At 63.3% G+C, this 21829-nt stretch carries 16 protein-coding genes; 8 read left to right on the forward strand and 8 right to left on the reverse strand.

All coding sequences use genetic code 11. From position 1 onward, the window contains the following. Positions 1–125: 125 nt before the first annotated feature. The 8 genes from BXY53_RS03205 to BXY53_RS03240 form a co-directional block, all read right to left on the reverse strand. Complete coding sequence (locus BXY53_RS03205; RefSeq protein ID WP_119060475.1) at positions 126–2915, reverse strand: PAS domain-containing hybrid sensor histidine kinase/response regulator; 2790 nt, start codon at positions 2913–2915, stop codon at positions 126–128. Between the two features lie 163 nt (positions 2916–3078). After that, positions 3079–4104, reverse strand: coding sequence for a DUF3179 domain-containing protein (locus tag BXY53_RS03210; RefSeq protein ID WP_119060476.1), 1026 nt, complete (start codon positions 4102–4104; stop codon positions 3079–3081). Between the two features lie 16 nt (positions 4105–4120). Continuing rightward, the gene (locus tag BXY53_RS03215; protein ID WP_119060477.1) at positions 4121–4720 is read right to left on the reverse strand and encodes a TlpA disulfide reductase family protein; all 600 of its coding nucleotides are present in this window, start codon (positions 4718–4720) and stop codon (positions 4121–4123) included. An 89-nt stretch (positions 4721–4809) separates the two neighbouring features. After that, a complete protein-coding gene (locus BXY53_RS03220) occupies positions 4810–5271 on the reverse strand; it encodes a flavodoxin family protein (protein WP_119061736.1) in 462 nt (153 codons plus the stop codon). A gap of 46 nt (positions 5272–5317) precedes the next feature. After that, positions 5318–5872 (reverse strand): DoxX family protein, encoded by a 555-nt coding sequence (locus BXY53_RS03225; protein WP_119060478.1) that lies wholly within the window; start codon positions 5870–5872, stop codon positions 5318–5320. A gap of 54 nt (positions 5873–5926) precedes the next feature. After that, on the reverse strand, positions 5927–6688 hold the full coding sequence (locus tag BXY53_RS03230; protein ID WP_170144319.1) for an HvfC/BufC N-terminal domain-containing protein: 762 nt from the start codon (positions 6686–6688) through the stop codon (positions 5927–5929). Then, the gene (bufB, locus tag BXY53_RS03235; protein WP_119060480.1) at positions 6672–7574 is read right to left on the reverse strand and encodes an MNIO family bufferin maturase; all 903 of its coding nucleotides are present in this window, start codon (positions 7572–7574) and stop codon (positions 6672–6674) included. Before bufB ends, BXY53_RS03230 begins: the two co-directional genes overlap by 17 nt. Positions 7575–7606: 32 nt before the next feature. Next, complete coding sequence (locus BXY53_RS03240) at positions 7607–7945, reverse strand: BufA1 family periplasmic bufferin-type metallophore (protein WP_119061737.1); 339 nt, start codon at positions 7943–7945, stop codon at positions 7607–7609. Positions 7946–8588: 643 nt separating this feature from the next. Here BXY53_RS03240 and gltB point away from each other — a divergent pair. The 8 genes from gltB (at position 8589) to BXY53_RS03280 (ending at position 21822) form a co-directional block, all read left to right on the forward strand. Further along, positions 8589–13301 carry a glutamate synthase large subunit gene (gene gltB, locus BXY53_RS03245; RefSeq protein WP_245410339.1) on the forward strand — a complete coding sequence of 1571 codons (4713 nt, stop codon included), beginning with the start codon at positions 8589–8591 and terminating at the stop codon, positions 13299–13301. Between the two features lie 58 nt (positions 13302–13359). Then, positions 13360–14778 carry a glutamate synthase subunit beta gene (locus BXY53_RS03250; protein ID WP_119060482.1) on the forward strand — a complete coding sequence of 473 codons (1419 nt, stop codon included), beginning with the start codon at positions 13360–13362 and terminating at the stop codon, positions 14776–14778. A gap of 205 nt (positions 14779–14983) precedes the next feature. Continuing rightward, positions 14984–16348 carry a substrate-binding protein gene (locus BXY53_RS03255; protein ID WP_119060483.1) on the forward strand — a complete coding sequence of 455 codons (1365 nt, stop codon included), beginning with the start codon at positions 14984–14986 and terminating at the stop codon, positions 16346–16348. Between the two features lie 96 nt (positions 16349–16444). Then, the gene (locus BXY53_RS03260) at positions 16445–17473 is read left to right on the forward strand and encodes a branched-chain amino acid ABC transporter permease (RefSeq protein WP_119060484.1); all 1029 of its coding nucleotides are present in this window, start codon (positions 16445–16447) and stop codon (positions 17471–17473) included. A gap of 3 nt (positions 17474–17476) precedes the next feature. Next, positions 17477–18646 carry a branched-chain amino acid ABC transporter permease gene (locus BXY53_RS03265; RefSeq protein ID WP_210209131.1) on the forward strand — a complete coding sequence of 390 codons (1170 nt, stop codon included), beginning with the start codon at positions 17477–17479 and terminating at the stop codon, positions 18644–18646. 12 nt (positions 18647–18658) lie between these two features. Then, positions 18659–19414: an ABC transporter ATP-binding protein gene (locus BXY53_RS03270; protein WP_119060485.1), complete on the forward strand. Its 756-nt coding sequence runs from the start codon at positions 18659–18661 to the stop codon at positions 19412–19414. Next, entirely contained in the window at positions 19411–20202 is a 792-nt protein-coding gene (locus BXY53_RS03275) for an ABC transporter ATP-binding protein (RefSeq protein WP_119060486.1), read from the forward strand. The genes BXY53_RS03270 and BXY53_RS03275 overlap by 4 nt, the downstream gene beginning before the upstream one ends. A gap of 162 nt (positions 20203–20364) precedes the next feature. Then, positions 20365–21822: an NfeD family protein gene (locus tag BXY53_RS03280; protein WP_119060487.1), complete on the forward strand. Its 1458-nt coding sequence runs from the start codon at positions 20365–20367 to the stop codon at positions 21820–21822. Positions 21823–21829 lie beyond the last annotated feature (7 nt).

The following is a 21829-nucleotide window of genomic DNA, read 5'->3' on the forward strand; positions in this document are numbered from 1 at the left end:
CCCTTTCGGTATTTCTTGATCACTCTTCCGTACGTTGTGAGAATTTCAAGACTACACGCAAATCGTTTGCTGCCAAATGATGGTTATCAAACTCCGACCTTTCAGACTCAAACGCCTGAACGTGGCTATTGTGCCGTGGAATGCGCGGCTTCGCGCAGCTCGCGGCCAATGCGGCCAAGATGTTTCACGGTTCCGATCACCTCGTTCATGTCCAGAGGCTTGGTCATGAAGGCTTCCACCCCGCGCGCCTTGTGGTCTTCTTCGGCGCCGGCAAGCGCGCTGGCCGTCAGGGCAATGATCGGGATGCGCTGCTTCCAGTCCTTGCGCGCACGGATACGGGTGATGGCTTCGAGCCCGGTCATCACCGGCATCTGGTGGTCCATGATGACGAGGTCGAAGTCGCGCGCGTCGATTTCCTCGAGCGCTTTCTCACCGTTGTCGGCCATGGTCACGCGGCAGCCGATCGAGGTAAGGATCTCCCGGATCAAAAGCTGGTTCACCGGGTGATCTTCGGCGACGAGGACGTCATACATTTTCCGGCTCCTCTCCCCCGATGGCTTTTTTTTTTCGCTGGCTGACGGCGCGTAGGCTTCCTGCTCCGGGACCGTTACGGGCAGAGGCAAGTAGACCCTGAAAACCGAGCCGACGCCGACCTCGCTTTGCACGGTGATCTCGCCGTCCATCAATTCCACCAGCCCCTTCGTGATCGCCAGTCCAAGTCCCGCGCCCTCCGGCGAAGAGCTGCCTTTCCCGGAGCGAGCGAATCTGTCGAAAACGGCTGCCTTTTCCTCAGCGCGCAGGCCGGGCCCGGTATCCGCGACAGCGAAGGCGATGCCCTCCGCCGTTTGACTGACCCTCAATGCGACCTGTCCTTCTGCGGTGAATTTGATCGCGTTGGCGATAAGGTTGATCAGGATCTGCTTGATCCGTCCTGGATCGGCGGTGATTTGCGCCCGCGGCGGGAGATCGACCGTGGCCAACAGCTCAAGGCCTTTCTCCGATGCCATCGGCTTGAGCAGGCGGATGGTCTCGTCAACAAGTTGTGCGACGACGAACGGCTGGGTTTCCAGTTTCAGGCTGCCGCTCGTAATGCGCGAGAGATCGAGCAGGTCGTTGACGAGTTCGAGCAGATGCTCCGAGGACGACTTGACGATTTCCGCACGCTCGCGCTGTTTTTCCGTCAACTCGTCCATCAGCATGAGCTGGGCGAAGCCCATGATTCCGTTGATAGGCGTGCGAAGCTCGTGGCTGATAGTGGCGACGAACTCACTCTTGGCGCGGTTGGCGGCCTCGGCTTCGGCGTGTGCCTTCTTGAGTTCGGCTTCGTGTTGTTTGAAGGCGGTGATATCCGACCGGATGCCGATCATTTCGCCCTGCGGCGTACGCCGATCGCGGCGCAGCATCCACCGGCCATCCGTAAAGCGGACCACTGTCTCGACGACGGGCCCCGATTTGCGCAGCTCGAGCTGCCTCTGGATCCAGGCTTCGGGATCCTCGCCCTCGGTGTCGAAGTGCCCGCGCGCAACGAGCGCGCGGACGATTTCCTCGAAAGTCACGCCGGGAACAATGATGTCGGAATCGTCGCCGAGTATCTTCCTGAACGCCGTGTTGGCGCGCACCAGGCGGTCACGTTCGTCATAGACGACAAAGCCTTCCGAGATGCTCTCGATGGCTGAGGACAGGCGCGCTTCGGCCCGCTCCGCCTCCCGCTTGGCTTCGCGCAGGCGCTCTTCCTGCTGTTTCAGTTCCGTGACATCGGTAATCACGCCGATCATTTCGCCCGCGGGCGTGCGCCGGGCGCGGTGCATCATCCAGCGCCCGTCAACGAACTGGACGATCGCTTCGCCATTCGTTTCCGTGTTGCGCTTTTCGATCTGATGGCGCATCCAGGTTTCAGGGTCTTCGCCTTCCGTATCGAGATGTCCGCCGAGGACCGCTGCGTGGACCAGCTCTTCATAGGTCACACCGGGGACGAGCTTGTCCGAAAGGAAGGGCAACTGCTCGCGCAGGGCGGTGTTGCACATGACAAGCCGGTTGCTGGAGTCGTAGATGATGAAGCCGGTCGACGCCGCCTCGATAGCGGAAGCCAGCCGGCCCTCCTTCACCTCGGCGGCCCATGCGGCCTCCTCCAGACGCGTTTCCCTCCGCTTTCTGGAGCCGATATCCCGAAGACTCGCGACATATTTGGCAGGTCGGCCTTTGTCCTTGTGTATCGGGGTGAGGGTGATCTCCGTCCAGTTGCCTTCGCCGCTACGGCTGTAGCTGAACATGTCGCACCGCGCGGCGCGGCCGTCCCGGATAGCGGCATCCAGCCGCTTGATTGTGGCTGTGTCAGTCTCCGGTCCCTGCAGCATGTCCCAGAGCTTGCGGCCCATGAAGTCTTCCGGCTCATAGCCCGTTATCTTCCCGAGCGCGCTGTTGACCCAGAGTGTCCAGCCCTCGGCGTCGGCAATTATCACGCCATCGGCACTGTACTCGGCGGCGAGGGCCAGCAGTTCGCTGTGCCGGCACCGCATCTCCAGCTCGACCTGGGCCTTGGCGACCTCGGCTTCCCGCGCGGTCGGGTCGCTCATATCGCGGATGAAGGCGATGGTGCGGTGTTCCGGCCCTGTCCCGTCGCCCGCCAGCCAGATGTTGATGGGAAAACGGATGCCGTCACTTCGCCGGGCCAGGAAACTGCGCCAATTGTTCATCTCGATGGGGCCTTGCAGAGCCTTGTGCACAGCCCGACGCAGGAGGACGTCGCGTCGCCGGTCCCCACCCGGCAACAGAATATCGACGTGCTGACCGATCAGTGTGTCGCCGGGCCAGCCGAACATGCGTCGGGCCGCGTCATTGATCGCCGTGATGCGACCCTGCCGGTCGACAACCAGAACGCCGTCCGGACACGCATTGGCGATCTGCTCATCGAACATGGCCTGCTCACGCCTGCATTTTTCCCGCAAGAAAAAGTAAAAAACACCGATGATAACATTTCGTGTTTCAGATCGTTAAAAATATGCGAGAAAGCGGTCGAATACCAAAAGACGGCGCATGAATCCGCCGCGCGCCGTCGGCAGTTTTGCTTGGAAGATTGCGCTATCGGCTCGCGGTGCCCACGCATTTCAGGGTGTCGTCATCATCCGGGCACTGCTGGACGATCGCCGTTTCAGGATGAAACGCGTGTGCAACAAAAGCGAACGTGACGTCATAAGGAACGTCCTCGGCGCCGTCCGCCGTTTCACGCTCGACTGCGACCGTTCCGACATCCCGGCCGCCCGCAACGCTGTTGTCATCGAGCGCTGAGGCCTGACCGGGCGCCCAGGTCAGCGTTACGTCGCCGGCCTGGATGCGCTCGTGCGTGCGCAACAGGTTGAGCGAGAGGATGGTTGGCTGGTCCGTTCTTACCATGACCACCCGGACCATCGGGTTGATGTCCTCCGGGAGGTCACCGCGGAACAGGAACGGCCGCGCGCTGGAATCGTAACCGGCGTAGGGATTGCGGCCATAGTTGCGGAAGTTCGGATTGTTTGGGACGAGGATTTTCCCGTCCGGGTGGCGCTCGCGGAACTGGGCGAGCGCCTCCAGCCGCGCGGGCAGGATTTCGAGCTGCGTACCGGTCATTTCGCCGACGATTGCCTTGCCGGTGAACTGCTGCCACCAGCTTTCGGTCAGCCGGTCATACATCACGAGATCAGAGTTGCGCAGCTTTCCGGTGGTGCCGAACGTCGTCGTCTCACCCTTGACAGCGCGCTTGAACACCACCGCCGAATTGCAGAGCGGGCAGTAGGTGACCGCGACAGGCTCACCCCCGACCGTATCATTGACGATCTCGTGCCAGATGAGAATGCGCAGCGGGTAGGCGCGCGCGTCGCCATTGATCTCCAGGCCGATGACCGGCTCGTTCGCCGCGACCTCGGTCTCGTCAGCGACCGGCTGGAACTTCGGCTCATCGATGGAGGGGATGCCGTCCTTCGGCGGCCCGCCCGACATGATCTCGTTCCATTCAATCGCGCGCTTCGAAAAGTTGGTGTCCGCCCAGCCCTGGCGCTTCCATGCGCTCGGGTTGGCGGTGGCGGTCGTGGCCGTGACGACGGCAATCAGGAAGGCGGTGACGGCGCGCATGGTCGGCTCCTTAACGTTACGATTGCGCGAGATAATAATCGAGCAGCGCGCGGGCCTCATTTGACCGCCAGTCCACCGCGCCCTGGATATAGCCCCTCACTGCGCCATTCTTGCCGATCACGTAAGTCGTGGGCATTCCGTAGAGCGAAAAAGGGGCGCTGACGCCTGCCGGCGGGTTGATCGCGCCGACGCGCTGGTCCGGGTCGGTGTAGACTTCAAGCGTCTCGATGCCGTGGCGCTGATAAAAGGGGATCACCTTTCTGCGCCCGGCTTCATCCAGCGAGATCGCAATCACGTTGAACGGCTGGTCGGCCATGTCGCGTGCGAGCTGGTCGAGCCATGGCATCTCCTGGACGCAGGGGGCGCACCATGTGGCCCAGAAGTTGAGCAGCACCACCCTGCCACGGAAGTCTTCAAGCGTGACGGCCTCGCCCAGGCCGTTCTCGAAGGGCACTGGCGCAGGGACTTCCGGCGGCTGCACGACGGTGAACTGGCCGCTGTGCCCGACAAGCGCCGGCGGATCGTTCTCCGCCGCGGCGAGCAAGGTCGGGGCGAGCAGCGATGCGCTCAGCAGGGCGGCGGCAAGCCAGAGGGCATGGCGATAGGGTGCGGGCATCCGGGTCTCCCAATTCGTCTCGGGAGAATTCTCCGCGCGCCAACCGCTCCGGGCAAATCAGCTTGTGGTGAGATTCGCGTGAACAGGCCTCAGAAAATGCCGGCCTCCAGCCCGGCGGCCATCGCCTGGCCCAGTTCCTCGCACTGCTCCAGGAACGTGTCGTTCCACTGTCCGCGGCAGATCAGCGGCTCCTGCACCGCGCGCCAGCGCAAGCCTGTGGTGATGCTCTCCACCGCGCGGCGCGTGCCGGTGCCGTCTTGTCCGGCCCGGATATAGAGCGCGTAGGCCAGCCCCTGTGTCTCTTCCAGGCAGGGGTAATAGCAGCGGTCGAAGAAGTCCTTCAGCGCGCCGCTCATGTAACCGAGATTTTCGGTGGTGCCCAGGATGAGTGCGCCGGCGGCCTTCACATCATCCGGGCCGGTGTCGAACGGGCTGAGGGCGAGCGCGTCCACGCCCGAGATATCCTCGCTGGTCGCGCCGCGCATGACGGCGTCGAGCATGCGCTTGGTGTTGGGCGAGGGGGCGTGCGCGACGATCAAAAGGCGTTTCATGCCATGAGCTTGCACGCCCGCCGGCACCGTTTCAAGGCTTCCGCGGTCAGCTCCGCATCTTACCGAAAATCCAGTCCAGCGAGACCGCGCCCGGCCCGCGCACAACCAGATAGAGCAACGGGAACGACCACATCAGCCGCTGGTCGGAGATGGGCGCGTTGGGCAAGCGGTCGAAGAACGAGCCGATGGTCTCGGCGTCAACCGCGTGCGCTGTGATGTCGACATAGGTCATCACGGCGATGAAAGCGATCATGCCGAGCGCCGCAGCGCGCGTGAACAGCCCGACGACAATCAGAATGGGCAGGATGAACTCGGCATATGTTCCCGCCCATACGATCAGGCCGTAAGGGAAGAACGCGATCTGCGAGATGTCGTAGCCGACCGACTCGGTCATCTTCGGCAGGATTTGCGCATAGGCGCCGGTCGACGGGATCAGCGAGCCGGGAAAGCCCGCACCGACCTTGGTGAGCGCCGAATTCAGGAAATAGAACAGCAGCACACTGGCGAAGATCAGCCGCGCCGCCAGCCCCAGAAACCAGTCTTCGAGCAGACGCTGCAGACCCCAGAAGATGCCGTTATACAAATTGATCAAGGCAGACATGATTTTTTCCCCCGTGAATGCCCGACGCCGGCGGCCGACATCGGCTAAAGTCGTCTAGTTTCGGTATCCCACGATGACACCGGCGTCGATCAGCCCGGCGATGTTCCCCGCAAGGTCAAAGCGCTCATCTGCCGAAGCGGCCTGCGTTGCGGCCTCGTCCAGCGTTTTGCCGCTGCTGAGAGCCGTGATGAACGCCGCTGCGCCGGGCGGCAGCCGCCGGACCTCGACGGTCATCTCGGGCCGCGCGATCATCGCATCCTGAGCCTCGGGGCTGACGGGGCGGACCTCCTCGTCAAAGGTATTCGTCTCCCAGATCGAAACGATCGGGTAGGGCGAAGGTACGATCGTCAGCGACGGGTGCAGCGAGAGCGTGAGCGCGGCGACCTGTTCCGCCAGCACGCCCGCGAAATCTTCCGCGCGCAGCGGCGTGGCGTCGGCGGCGTGATAGGCGGTGTGCCGCGCCCATTCCATCCGCGCGACGTCGGGCAGATAGGGCACGTCCGCGACGGGCGGAAATCCGGCGAGAAAGTCGGGAAAGCCGCTGCCGTACGCCAGGATCATTGCCGAGCGCGGCGGCTCCTGCTCGACGTAGACTTTCGCCATCGCCCGGAAGAACTCTTCGCCGACGAGCCGCTGCACGACGGGATACCGCCCGGCCACAACGTCGATGAGACTGGCGTAGAAGTTGTTGCGGTAGACGTTGAAGCGGCGCGTGGGCTGATCGGCGCTGTGGCTCGTCACGCCCTGCGGCAACGCGTGATCGGCGCGCCGGACGGCCTCAGCGAAGCTATCTTGCGTCTCAGTGAAGCGCGGCATCATTGCTCCGCCGGTCTCGCATGATCCGCTCAGCGCGCTGCGCTTCGGCGAACAGCGTCGGCCAGTCCGGGATGTCATTGTCCCACTCTACGAGCGTCGGGCATTGGCCGCGCCGTGCGATCAACCGGCGGTAGAGCGCCCAGACCGCATCATCCACATCGCGCCCATGATCGTCGATCAGTAGCGGTTCGCCGGCGTCGTCCTCCTGCTCGGCATGCCCGCCGAGATGGATTTCGCCGACATGTTCGATCGGGAACGCGTCGATATAGGCTGCCGGATCGTAGTTGTGATTGGTCGCGCCGACATACACGTTGTTCACATCAAGCAGCAGGCCGCAGCCGGTGCGCCGAGCGATTTCTCCTAGAAATTCGATCTCGCTCATCTCCGACTGCGCGAACTCGACGTAAGTAGACGGGTTCTCCAGCAGAATTTGGCGCCCTGTGACGCTCTGGATCTCGTCGATATGCTCACAAACGCGCTGCAGCGTCTCCCGTGTGTACGGCAGCGGCAGCAGATCGTTGAAGAAGATATCGTCATGCGTCGACCAGGCCAGATGCTCAGAAAACAGGCCCGGCTGATAGCGGTCGATCAGCCCCTTGACCCGTGCCAGATGGTCCTGATCCAGCGGGCCGTCGGAGCCGATCGACAGGCCGACGCCGTGCAGTGAAAGGGGATACAACTCGCGGATCCGGGTCAGGTAGGCGTGCGGTGGACCGCCAGCGCCCATATAGTTCTCCGGATGCACCTCGAACCAGCCAATGTCCGGCTGTGTTTCGAGGATGTCGGCATAGTGCTCGGCCTTGAGACCGACCCCGGCCCGGGCCGGGATCGGATCAGGTGCGAACACGGCCGATCTGTCATGCGCATGGGGTGTCAGCGCCGACATGAGCCGTCTCCCTTTCGCATTGGCGCAATCTCTTAGCTTTCCTGCGGCAGGTCGCGATCCAGCGGCTCGAGGCTGCCCACGCGATCACCGGGAAGCTCGACTTCCTGGTCCTTATTGACAAGGTATGGCGTGCTGCTCTCGCAGGTTCCCTTCTTTACCAGGGTCCAGGCGTTGCCCTGATAGTCCACCGTGGAGGTGCCGGCGCAGGTTGTGCCCGGGCCAGCGGCGCAGTCGTTCTCGCCGGCCAGGGAAACGCCGTAACATTTCACGGCTTCCTGCGCGTCGGCAGGCCCTGTCTGCGCGGTCATGGTCAGCGCCGTGGCGAAGGCGCCGGCGACGGCCAGGGTCGAAGCGGTTGTCGTCTTGTTCATGGTCGGGTCCTCATCCAGATTGGTATCGCTTGTGCATCCTGCGGGCTCCATCGCCGAGGAAGTGCCGGTGACGGCGTCCGCATGTTTCAAAGCCTAGGCGAATTGCATCGCCCTTTCAGCCAACATTGGGACACATCCGTTCAAAACGGGGTGATGTGATGCTTATTTCATTGCGGGTTTAAGAACGCTTGATAACGCCCTGTTTCGGCCCGCCGTGTGCATTCGGCTTGTGCTCGGGGCAAAAATCTGTCAACTTTGCGGCTGATAGGGCAGGAGTGCTGTCCTTGTCGTGTCGCGTCTGCGCCTACGAACGCCGCAGCGCGACAGGCGCACCGGGGTCGAATGCGCCACCATGACGCGCACCGGCACCCGGGTAGAGAACCCGGAAAAGGATCCGCCGCATTGTCCTGCTTCGGCAGGGCACGAAGCGGGTGGAAAACCCGCCGAAACCGGCTGCGGGACCGGGAGGGGACGAAGCGATGGCGTGTCGAAAACCTAAACCATGCCTGAGGCGGGCGCTGGTGATTGGAAAGCGCTCGCTGATCGTTCTCGCCGGGGCGGCGGCAGCGACACATCCCGCCACGTCCGGCTGACGCCACACATCCGACATCATCGACAACGCGAACAGGGGACTCGGAAGTCAGTGACCAAGCCGAACGCGACGACCGCGCGCGCCAGCCTCAATCGGCCATCCCGCGCTCAGGGCCTGTACCACCCCGACCGCGAGCACGATGCCTGCGGTATCGGTTTCGTGGTGAACATGAATGACGTGCGCAGCCACGAGATCATTCAGAAAGGTCTGAAGATCCTGTGCAACCTGGAGCATCGCGGGGCCGTCGGCGCGGACCCGAAAGCCGGTGACGGCTGCGGCATCCTGATCCAGATGCCGGACGGGTTCCTGCGCGGTGTGGCCGCCGACCATGGGGTAACACTGCCCGAGCCGGGCGCATATGCGGTCGGTCAGGTGTTCCTGCCCAAGAAGCCGGAAGCGCGCGCTTACTACATGTCGCTGATCGAGCGCGTGATTCGCGAGGAGGATCAGGAACTCCTGTTCTGGCGCGACGTGCCGGTCGACAACTCCGACCTCGGCTATTCTGTGCTGCCGACCGAGCCGCACATGGCGCAGGTGTTTATCAAGCGCGGGCCGAACACCCAGGACACGACCGCGTTCGAGCTGCGCCTGTTCGTCATCCGCCGTGTGATCGAACTGACGGTCATGCGCGAGCAGCCGGACGGGCATGAGGATTTCTACATCCCGTCGCTGTCCTCGCAGACGCTGAACTACAAGGGCATGCTGCTCGCGCCGCAGCTTGCCGAGTATTACCTCGACCTGCAGGACGAGCGGATGGTCTCGGCGATGGCGCTGGTGCATCAGCGCTTCTCGACCAACACGTTCCCCTCCTGGGGGCTGGCGCATCCGTTCCGCATGATCTGCCACAACGGCGAGATCAACACGCTGCGCGGCAATATCAACTGGATGGCGGCGCGCCAGGCGGCGATGACGTCGGATGTGTTCGGCGCCGACCTTGATCGCCTGTGGCCGCTGATCCCCGAAGGCCAGTCCGACAGCGCCTGCTTCGACAACGCGCTGGAGTTGCTGGTGCGTGCGGGCTATTCGCTCGTCCACGCGATGATGCTGCTGATCCCGGAGGCGTGGGCGGGCAACCCGCTCATGGATGACAAGCGCCGCGCCTTTTATGAGTACTATGCCGCGCTGATGGAACCTTGGGACGGTCCGGCGGCGGTGGCCTTCACCGATGGCCGCCAGATCGGCGCGACGCTGGACCGTAACGGGCTGCGCCCCGCGCGCTACGTCGTCACCAGCGAGGACGAGGTGATCCTGTCGTCCGAAGTCGGCGTGTTGCCGGTGCCCGAAGAGAGCATCGTGCACAAGTGGCGGCTTCAGCCGGGCCGGATGCTGCTGATCGACCTCGACAAGAAGCGCATCGTCTCTGACGAGGAAATCAAGGCGGAGCTGGCGGGCGAGCATCCCTATCAGCGCTGGCTGGATCAGGGACAGATCCAGGTGGAGAACCTTCCCGAAGTCGAGCCGCGCCGGGAGCATCAAGGCTCGAACGTGGCGCTGCTCGATCGTCAGCAGGCCTTCGGCTACACCGAGGAAAGCTGGCGCGTCATCATGGCGCCAATGGTGCAAGCCGGCGAGGAACCGGTCGGCTCGATGGGAACGGATACGCCTGTCTCCACGCTGTCCAACCGGCCGAAGCTGCTGCACACCTACTTCAAGCAGAACTTCGCACAGGTCACGAACCCGCCGATCGACCCGATCCGCGAAGAGCTGGTGATGTCGTTGGTGTCCTTCATCGGGCCGCGGCCGAACCTGCTTGATCCGCAGGCGATGGTCGGCATGAAGCGGCTGGAGGTCGGCCAGCCAATCCTTACCGACGAGAAGCTGGAGCGCATTCGCCAAATTGGTGACGTCGCCGGCAACGATTTCCGCACCGTCACACTCGACATGACCTATCCGGTCGAGAACGGCGCTGACGGTATGGAAGCCGCCATCGACGCGCTGTGCGCCGAAGCGGAGCAGAGCGTGCAGGACGGCTACAACATTGTCATCCTGTCGGACCGTAACGTCTCGCCCTCGCGCGTTGCGATACCGGCGCTGCTGGCGACTTCGGCGGTGCATCATCACCTGATCCGAAAGGGTCTGCGCACGACTGTCGGAATCGTCGTCGAGACGGGCGAAGCGCATGAGGTGCACCAGTTCTGCACGCTGGCAGGCTATGGCGCAGAAGCGATCAACCCTTATCTCGCCTTCGAGACGATCCGCGAGAACCTCGACGAGTTCGAGGGCGAAATCTCCGAGGACGACGCCATCCACCGCTACATCAAGGCGATCGACAAGGGCATCCTGAAGGTCATGTCCAAGATGGGCATCTCGACCTATCAGTCCTATTGCGGCGCCCAGATCTTTGACGCGGTGGGTCTGCAGAGCGAGTTCCTGGAGAAATACTTTTTTGGCACGCAGGGCCTGATCGAGGGCGTTGGGCTGCCCGAAATCGCCGAGGAAACGATCAGGCGCCACCAGCGCGCCTTCAGCGACGATCCGGTTCTGCGCGGCGCGCTGGATGTCGGCGGCGAATACGCCGTGCGCGTGCGCGGTGAGACGCACGCCTGGCGCGCGGAGGTCGTCGCCGACCTGCAGCACGCGGTGCGCGGCAACCTGCCGGACAAGTACCGGGAATACGCCAAGCGCATCAACGAGCAGAACGAGCAGCTTCTGACACTGCGCGGCTTGTTCCGAATCCGCACGGCGGAGGAAATGGGGCGCAAGCCCGTGCCGCTGGAGGAGGTCGAACCAGCCAAGGAGATCGTCAAGCGCTTCGCCACCGGCGCGATGTCGTTCGGCTCGATCAGCCGCGAGGCGCACACGACGCTGGCGATCGGCATGAACCGCATCGGCGGGCGCTCGAACACGGGCGAAGGCGGTGAGGAGGCCGACCGCTTCAAGCCCATGCCCAATGGCGATTCCATGCGCTCGGCGATCAAGCAGGTCGCTTCGGGCCGCTTCGGCGTGACGACGGAATACCTCGTCAACTCCGACGCCATGCAGATCAAGATGGTGCAGGGCGCCAAGCCGGGCGAGGGCGGTCAGCTTCCTGGTCACAAGGTGGACGCGACCATCGCCAAGGTGCGGCACTCGACGCCGGGCGTGGGCCTCATCTCGCCGCCGCCGCACCACGATATCTACTCGATCGAGGACCTCGCGCAGCTCATCTTCGATCTGAAGAATGTGAACCCGGACGGTCAGGTGAGCGTGAAGCTCGGCTCCGAGATCGGCGTCGGGACGGTCGCCGCCGGCGTGTCGAAGGCGGGCGCGGATCACGTGACGGTTGCCGGCTTCGAGGGCGGTACGGGCGCCAGCCCGCTGACCTCGATCAAGCACGCGGGCAGCCCCTGGGAACTGGGCCTGGCCGAGACGCAGCAGACGCTCGTCGTCAACAATCTGCGCAGCCGCATCGCGGTGCAGGTGGATGGCGGCTTCCGCACAGGGCGCGACGTTGCCATCGGCGCGCTGCTCGGGGCCGACGATTTCGGCTTCGCCACTGCCCCGCTCATCGCCATCGGCTGCATCATGATGCGCAAGTGTCATCTGAACACCTGCCCGGTGGGCGTGGCCACGCAGGACCCGGTTCTGCGCAAACGCTTCAAGGGGCAGCCGGAGCATGTGGTCAACTACTTCTTCTTCGTCGCAGAGGAGGTGCGCGAGCTGATGGCCCAGATGGGCTTCCGTACCTTTGACGAGATGATCGGCAAGACCGAGTTCATCGACGTCGAGCGCGCCGTGGACCATTGGAAGGCCCATGGCCTCGATCTGTCGAAGCTGCTGCACATGCCGCCGGTGAAGGAGGACAGCGAACGCTACAACTCCGAGCCCCAGCCGGACCGCCTGGCCACGGTGCTGGACCGCAAGCTTATCAAGCTGGCGCAGCCGGCGATTGAGCGTAAGGAGCCGGTGAAGCTGGAGCTGCCGATCCACAACACGGATCGGACGACTGGCGCGATGCTCTCCGGCGAGATCGCCAAGCGCTACGGCCACGAAGGCCTGCCGGAGGACACCATCTGGATAACGTTCAACGGCACGGCGGGCCAGAGTTTCGGCGCCTGGGGCGCGGCCGGCTTAACGCTCGACCTGATCGGCGACGCCAACGACTACGTGGGCAAGGGCCTGTCTGGCGGCAAGCTGATCGTTCGCCCAACGCCGCGCTCAGGCATCGTGCCGGAAGAGAGCATCATTGTCGGCAACACCGTGCTCTACGGCGCGATCACGGGGGAGTGCTATTTCCGCGGCATCGCCGGCGAGCGCTTTGCCGTGCGCAATTCGGGCGCGACAGCGGTCATTGAAGGCGTGGGCGATCATGGCTGTGAATACATGACCGGCGGCGTGGTCTGCGTGATTGGGCCGACCGGGCGGAACTTCGCAGCCGGCATGTCCGGCGGTATCGCCTACGTTCTCGATGAGGACGGAGACTTCGAGCGCCGCTGTAACCTTGCCATGGTCGATCTGGAGCCGGTCCCGGCCGAGGACGAGGCCGTCAAGACCTTCAGCCACAAATACGCCCAGCTCGAAGAACGTCACGGCGTGGTGAAGGTCGGCCATCACCTTAGCGATATGGACGAGCGACGCTTGCGCACGCTGATCGAGAACCACCGGCGCTACACCGGGTCGGAGCGGGCCAAGCACATCCTGGAAAACTGGGATGCCTACCGGCCGAAGTTCGTGAAGGTCATGCCGATGGAGTATCGCCGCGCGCTGGAAGAGATGCAGCAGAGGATGGAAGAGGACACCACGGGTCTGGATGTCCTGGAAATCGGTATGCGCAGCGCGGAGTAACACGGCGGCCGCGCGGGGCAGTCCCGCGCGCTGTCGCAACGCTTTAGGGGACGAATAGATGGGAAAGGTTACGGGCTTTCTGGAAATCGACCGGCGCGATCTGGGCTATGAGCCGCCGGAGGAGCGGATCAAGACGTTCCGCGAATTCATCGTGCCGCTGCCGGAAGGTGAGACGCAGCGCCAGGCCGCGCGCTGCATGGATTGCGGCATCCCGTATTGCCACACGGGCTGCCCGGTCAATAACCAGATCCCGGACTGGAACGACCTCGTTTATCACGGCGATTGGGAAGAGGCGGCGCGCAACCTGCACTCCACCAACAACTTCCCGGAGGTGACCGGCCGCGTGTGCCCCGCGCCGTGCGAGGCCGCGTGCACGCTGAACCTTGAAGACGCCCCCGTCAGCATCAAGGCGATCGAAAAATCCATTGCCGACAAGGCATTCGATGCCGGCTGGGTGACGCCTCAACCGCCGAGCCAAAAGACCGGCAAGCGCGTGGCCGTCATCGGCTCAGGGCCGGCGGGCATGGCCGCGGCCCAGCAACTGGCGCGCACCGGCCACGAGGTCCATGTCTATGAGCGTAACGCCCATCCCGGCGGGCTGATGCGCTACGGCATCCCGGACTTCAAGATGGAAAAATACATCGTCGAGCGCCGGGTCGCGCAGATGGAGGCCGAGGGGGTGGTGTTCCACTGCAACACCGAGGTCGGCAAGGACATCGGTGCCGATCAGCTTGAGCGCGAGCACGATGCGGTACTGCTTGCCGGCGGTGCGGAGCATCCGCGCGATCTGCCCATCCCCGGTCGCGAACTGGACGGGGTTCACTTCGCGATGGATTTCCTGACGCAGCAGAACCGGCGCGTCTCCGGTGAACCCCTTGGGGAAATTGAGCCGATCACCGCGACCGGCAAGCACGTGATCGTGATTGGCGGCGGCGACACCGGCTCGGACTGCATCGGCACGTCCTTCCGCCAGGGAGCGGCCTCCGTGACGCAGCTCGAGATCATGCCGAAGCCGCCGGAGAAGGAAGACAAGCTGCTGACCTGGCCGCACTGGCCGCTCAAGCTGCGCACTTCATCGAGCCAGGAAGAAGGCGCCCACCGCGACTGGAGCGTGATGACCGAGAAATTCACCGGCTCGGACGGCAAGGTGGAGCAGCTTCACTGCGTGCGCGTCGACGAGAACACGCAAAAGATCCCCGGCACCGAGTTCCAGATGCGCGCGGATCTTGTGCTGCTGGCGATGGGCTTCGTGCATCCGCGCCATGATGGGCCGGTCGCGCAACTGGGCGTGGAACTCACCGAACGCGGGAACGTCATGGCCGACGATCACAAATATTTAACATCTCGCAATAAGATATTCGTTGCGGGCGACATGCGGCGCGGTCAATCTCTCGTCGTTTGGGCGATCAGGGAAGGCCGGCAGGCGGCGCGGGCTATCGACGAATTTCTTATGGGCGAGAGTCTGCTCCCGCGCTAACCTGTCGACCATCGTTTGCGGTCCGGTCGAAGCATTCGTCCGGCTCGGTCCGGCATCTGTCACTGCGGGCGGCGTTATGGCGACGAAAGTCTAATGACCTAATAGCCAATATCGCGCGTCTGCCAGATGATTTATTGCTGAAGAAGCCCTAAAAAGAGCTTCAGCGGCTTCCGGCCGCCAATCATCCAAAGGGAGGAAAGTGCTCATGACCAAGAAGACTCTGTCACGCCGTACTGTTCTGAAGGCGGGCGCCGGTACAACGGCCTTCGCGCTGGCGGGTTCCGGGCCGTTCCATTTCATCCGCGACGCCTGGGCGCAGGACTATCGCAATGCGCCGACCGGCTCGACAGTGACGCTCGGCTTCAACGTTCCGCAGACTGGCCCTTATGCTGACGAGGGCGCCGACGAGCTGCGCGCGCTCAAACTCGCCGCGAAGCACCTGAACGGTGAAGGTGATGGCGGGATGCTTAACACCTTCGTCTACAAGAATGGCGAGAAGACCGCGCTTGATGGCAACGGCATCAACGGCAAGAAGGTCGAGTTCGTCACGGGTGACACGCAGACCAAGTCCGACGCCGCCCGCGCCAGCGCAAAGCGCATGATCGAGGCCGACGGCGTGGTGATGGTCACCGGCGGATCGTCCTCGGGCGTGGCCGTGGCGGTGCAGGGGCTGTGCCAGGAAATGGGCGTGATCTTCATGTCCGGCCTGACGCACTCCAACGACACAACCGGCAAGGACAAGCGCCGCAACGGCTTCCGCCACTTCTTCAACTCCTACATGTCCGGCGCCGCGCTCGGCCCGGTGCTCGCCAATGCCTACGGCACCGACCGCGTCGCCTATCACCTGACAGCGGACTACAACTGGGGCTACACCACCGAGGAGTCGGTGAAGCAGTTCACCGAGGCTCAGGGCTGGGAAACTGCCGCGGCCGTCCGCACCCCGCTGGGCGCTGGCGACTTCTCGCAGTACATCACGCCGGTCCTCAACTCTGACGCCGACGTGCTGGTGCTGAACCACTACGGCAAGGACATGGTGAACTCGCTGACCCAGGCCGTTCAGTTCGGTCTGCTCGACAAGCAGGTCAACGGCAAGCAGTTCCAGGTCGTCGTGCCGCTCTACAGCCGTCTGATGGCTCAGGGCGCCGGCGATGCGGTTAAAGGCATCTACGGCTCGACCAACTGGCACTGGTCGCTGGACGATGAGGGCTCGAAGGCGTTCGTCAAGTCCTTCGGCCAGGAATACGGCTTCCCGCCGAGTCAGGCCGCGCACACCTGCTACGTGCAGGCGCTGCTCTACGCCGACGCCTGCCAGCGTGCTGGCACGTTCCGTCCCTGCGCTGTTGTCGAAGAGCTGGAAGACTTCGAGTTCGACGGCCTTGGCAATGGTCCGACGCTGTATCGCGGCGCCGACCACCAGTGCTTCAAGGATGTGCTGGTCGTGAAGGGTAAGGAAAACCCGGAATCCGAGTTCGACGTCCTGGAAGTCGTCGAGGTCACGCCGGTTGAAAAGGTCACCTACGATCCGGAAATCTTCGGCGGTCAGCTCGGTCCGTGTAACGACGGTGTGTAGTCCGCACAATCGCACAACATGCAGCGCCGGTCCCGCTTGCGGGGCCGGCGCCTAGGGCCGGGTGCCTGACGGGCCTGAGCGGGGAATGAAGCAGCCATGGAAGTTTTTCTCCTGCAGCTTTTGAACGGCCTCGACAAGGGCGGCGCTTATGCGATGATCGCCTTGGGGCTGACGCTTATTTTCGGAACGCTGGGCGTGGTGAACTTCGCGCATGGCGCTCTCTTCATGCTGGGGGCCTTTTGCGCGGTAACTTTCAATGCCCTCGTATCCATGCAGCAGGTGACCCTGCACCCGACCGAGACAACGGCCTGGGGCACGCCTGTCGAGATCAAGACGCCCTATGTCGAACTCTGGTTCGGCGATTTCGGGCGGTTCCTGGTCGAGTTTTCGGTGCCGGTGTCGATCCTGCTGGCAGTCCCGGTCATGCTGCTCATCGGTCTTGCGATGGAGCGCGGACTGATCCGCCATTTCTACAAGCGCCCGCACATTGAACAGATTCTCGTGACGTTCGGCCTCGCCATCGTCCTGCAGGAGATCGTCAAGATCTTCTACGGCGCGAACCCGATTCCGCAATCCGCGCCGCCCTCCGTTGATCAAGCCCTTGATATTGGTGGGCTTTTGGGCTTCCCGCCGGGCGAGATCGTCTATCCTTACTGGCGGCTGATCTACTTCCTGTTTTCCGCTGTGGTTATCGGCGCGGTGTTTGCGTTCCTGCGTTATACCACCTTCGGTATGGTCGTCCGCGCGGGTATGGCAGACCGCGAGACGGTGACGCTTCTGGGAATCAACATCGACCGGCGGTTCACGATTGTCTTTGCCTTGGCGGCGATCGTCGCCGGCCTTGCGGGGTTGATGTATACGCCGATCCTGAGCCCGGATTACCACATGGGCATGGATTTCCTTGTGATCAGCTTTGTGGTCGTCGTCGTGGGCGGCATGGGCAGCCTTCCGGGCGCCGTCGCCGCGGGCTTCCTGCTCGGCATTCTGCAGAGCTTCGCGTCGCTCAACGAGGTGAAGCAGATCTTTCCGGGCATCGACCAGATCATTCTCTACCTCGTGGCGGTCGTCGTGCTTCTCGTTCGTCCGCGCGGCCTGATGGGCCAGAAGGGCGTGATGGAGACCTAAGCCATGAACAAAGTGTTGCTAGGCAGCGAATCAAAGCGCAGCGACTGGATCCTTCTCGTCGCCTTTTCGATCGTCGTGCTGCTGGGGCCGTACATCCTGGCTCCGTTTGGCGCGGGCTATCCGGACCTGCTGCAGCGGTTTGCAATTTTCGGCATCTTCGCCATCGGCTTCAACATCCTGCTCGGCTTGACCGGCTACCTGTCGTTCGGCCACGCGGCCTTCCTCGGCGTCGGCTCCTACACAGCGGTGTGGTCGTTCAAGTTGCTCTCGATGAATCCGATCCTGGCATTGTTCTTTGCCATGCTGCTGGCCGGCGTGTTCGCGGTCGCCATCGGATATATCTGTCTGCGCCGCGCGGGCATCTATTTCGCCATTCTCACGCTGGCTTTCGCGCAGATGAGCTACAACCTGGCCTATTCCGTTCTGACGCCCATAACCAACGGTGAGACGGGACTACAGCTCAGCCAACAGGACCCGCGCGCCATCGATGCCTTGTTCGGCCGTGATTACGGTGCCGCCCTGCCCGTGTCCGACCTGTTCGGAATCGAGATGACCGGCTATCCCGGTTTCTACTTCTGCGGGGTGATCCTGATCATTGCCTTCTATATCTCGATCCGCATTTTCCGCTCGCCGTTCGGCATGAAGCTGCGGGCGATCAAGTCCAATCAGAACCGGCTGAACTATGTCGGCATCAACACAAAGCCCTATATGCTCGTGGCCTTCGTCATCTCGGGTATGTACGCCGGCCTTGCGGGCGGGCTGATGGCGGTGACCGACCCGCTCGCCGGGGCCGAACGCATGCAGTGGACAGCGAGCGGCGAGGTCGTGCTGATGACCATTCTCGGCGGTGCGGGCACGCTACTCGGCCCGGTTCTCGGCGCAGGCATCATCAAGTATTTCGAGAATATCTTCTCAGCGTTCAACGAGGCGCTGTTGATGGAGACCTTCTCGTTCCTGCCGGCGGGACTGCAGGAAACGCTGGTCGCCGTGTTGAGCCTCTTCGTCGGCAAGGGCTGGCACCTGACGCTCGGTATCGTGTTCATGTTGATCGTGATCTTCCTGCCGGGCGGCCTGATGGAGGGCTTCCGCCGGCTTGTGAACCTGTTTACCCGTCCGCCGGACCAGGGGAAGAGCGAGCGGGCCCCCGCCGCGCAAGCCCAGCCTGCAGAGTAGGGAGGAAGTTCCGTGGCTACTCTCGAAGTCAGGGACGTAAACAAGAATTTCGGCGGCGTGCAGGCCCTGCGCGATGTCAACCTGAGCGTTGATGCCGGTAGCGTCCATGCGATTATCGGCCCGAACGGCGCCGGCAAATCGACTCTGCTGAACTGCATGGTCGGGCGGTTGTTGCCGGACACTGGCAGCGTGATGTTCAACGGTCAGTCCCTGCTCGGCCTGCGGCCGCACGAGATCAATCAACTGGGCGTTGCGCGGGTTTTCCAGACGCCGGAAATCTTTCCCGACCTGACGCTGGTCGAAAACGTGATCGTGCCGGCGCTTGCGAAGCGCGACGGTGCGTTCAATTTCCACGCGTGGGAGCGCATCGATGCCCAGAAGGACATCATGGACGAGGCCGAAAGCGTGCTCGAAGAGGTCGGTCTGATCAAGTTCAAGGACCTCAGCGCGGCCAGCCTTTCCCGCGGCGACAAGCGGCGCCTGGAGCTGGCGATGTGCCTCGTCCAGCATCCCAAGCTGCTGCTGCTCGACGAGCCGACCGCCGGCATGTCGCGGGCAGACACCAACGCAACCATCGACCTGCTCAAACGCATCGGTGAACGCGGCATCACCAAGATCGTCATCGAGCATGACATGCACGTCGTCTTCTCGCTGGCGCAGAAGATTTCGGTGATGGCGCAGGGAACCGTGATCGTCGAAGGCGAACCGACCGCGATCAAAGGCGATCCGAAAGTGCAGGAAGCCTATCTCGGAGGGGCCCATCTATGAGTGAGCAAAGCGCGCCGCTCGGCGTCGATTTCGCCAAGGATCGCGCTCCGGCTGTCGAGCCGGTCCGCGGCCAAGGCGGCCAGCGCGCCTACTTTTCCGCCTGGGAGATGCACGCCTATTACGGCGAAAGTTACATCGTCCAGGGCGTGAGTTTCGATATCCGCGAGGGCGAGATCCTCGCATTGCTGGGCCGCAATGGCGCGGGCAAGACCTCGACGCTGCGAGCCGTCGCCCGGCTCGAGAGCCCGCAACTCACGCACGGCGAAATCTGGCTGGATCACAAGCCGCTGCATGAGATGCGCGCGCATGAGGCATCCCGCGCAGGGCTTGCGCTGGTACCGGAAGACCGCCGCATCATCCCCGGTCTCACGGTCGAGGAGAACCTGCGGCTGGCGCAAATCTCTGCGCCGCATGGCTGGAGCTTCGAGCGCATTTACGAAAGCTTCCCGCGTCTGGGCGAGCGCCGCTGGCAGGAAGGCGTGACGCTCTCGGGCGGCGAGCAGCAGATGCTGGCCATCGCGCGGGCGCTGGCGCAGGACATCAAGCTGCTGCTGCTTGACGAGCCTTACGAGGGCCTCGCCCCAGTGATCGTGCAGGAGATCGAGCGCATTCTCGAGGATATCAAGAAACTCGGCATCACGACGGTCATCGTGGAGCAGAACGCCATTGCCGCGCTGCATCTGGCCGACCGTGCGATCATTCTCGACATGGGTCAGGTCGTGTTCGACGGCACCGCGCAGGAAGTGATCGACAACGAGGAATTGCGCCAGCAGTATCTCGCGCTTTAGGCGCTGATCAGGCCAGCGAGCAACGCCGGTCATCTTGTCCGGGTGCGGTAATTGCGCCCGTTCAGGCGCGTTGCCTAAAATTTCGCGCTCTCATACACTCCCGACTATGCGGCAGAGCCTATAATTCCATCGACAAGGCGCCCGCAGGATCGGGAGACACTCATGCGCAAGCCTGGCACGGCCTTCCGCGCGCTGGCACTCACCTGTCTCGCCATCGGTGCCGCGCTCATGTTCGCGTCGTCGCTGACCAGCCGGGCACAGGACGAGACCCAGCCTTTCTCGGCCAAGCGCGGCCTGATCATCGAAATCGACGGCGCGATCGGCCCGGCCACGACGCGGCTGATCGAGAATGGGCTTGCGGAAGCCGAGAACCGCGGCGCAACGCTCGCCGTGCTGCGCATCGACACGCCAGGCGGCCTCGTTACGAGCACCCGAGACATTATCCGGGCGATTATCGGCGCACCCGTGCCGGTGGTCGGTTATGTTGCGCCCTCCGGCGGGCGTGCGGCCAGCGCAGGCACGTACATCATGTACGCCACGCATATCGCTGCGATGGCGCCCGGCACGAATATCGGCGCGGCAACTCCGGTGCAGATGGGTGGCGCGCCCGGTCTGCCAGGCTCCGAGCCGCAGAATGAAGACAGCGGCGACAAGGACGGGTCGGGCGATGAGGAAGGCGGCGACGGCGAGGACCAGACCGAGAGTCCCAGCCAGCCCGACGACCCCGGCAAGGCGAAGGCTGTAAACGACGCGGTCGCCTTCATCCGCAGCCTGGCCGAACTCCGCGGCCGCAACGCGGCGTGGGCCGAGAAAGCGGTCCGCGAGGCCGCAAGCATCTCGGCGAGCGAGGCGCGCGAGAAAGGAGTCATCGAGATTGTCGCCACCAGCATGACTGACCTGATGCAGCAAGTGGACGGCCGCACCGTGGAGATCGGCGGGCTCGAACGCCGGCTCGACACTCAAGGGATTCAGCTTGAAACCTTCGAGCCGAGCACGCTGACGAAGATCCTCGGCATCCTGGCGAACCCGAACGTCGCCTTCATTTTCATGCTGGTCGGGATTTACGGCCTGATCTTCGAGTTCGCCAACCCCGGCACGATCGGTCCGGGCGTGATTGGCGTAATCTGTCTCGTGATCGGGCTTTATTCGCTCAACCAGTTGCCACTGGACTACGCCGGGCTGACGCTGGTCTTGCTCGGGCTCGCGTTCATGGTGGCGGAAGCCTTCACGCCATCCTTCGGGATATTGGGCATTGGCGGGCTTGCCGCCTTCATCATCGGCTCGCTGTTCCTGATCGACACGGATGTGCCCGAATATCAACTCAGCACCAGCGTGATCGTTGGCACGGCGCTGGCCAGCGGACTGCTGCTCGTGGTGGTCCTCGGCTATGCCTGGCGATCCCAAACCCGCGCGGTGACCGCGGGGCCAAACCCCTATGTCGGCGAAACGGTCAAGGTGCTCGAATGGTCGAAGGGCGAGGGGTATGTGCGCGCGCAGGGTGATCGTTGGCACGCCCGGGGCGATATCGACGTCCAGCCGGGCGACAAGGTCGAGGTCAAACAGATCGATGGGCTGACGCTGGTTGTCGGGCCGAGCCAGACTGCGCGCAACTCGGGCTGAGCCTCAT

It is taken from the genome of Dichotomicrobium thermohalophilum (genome assembly GCF_003550175.1).
In the GTDB taxonomy this organism is placed as follows: Bacteria; Pseudomonadota; Alphaproteobacteria; order Rhizobiales; family Rhodomicrobiaceae; genus Dichotomicrobium; species Dichotomicrobium thermohalophilum.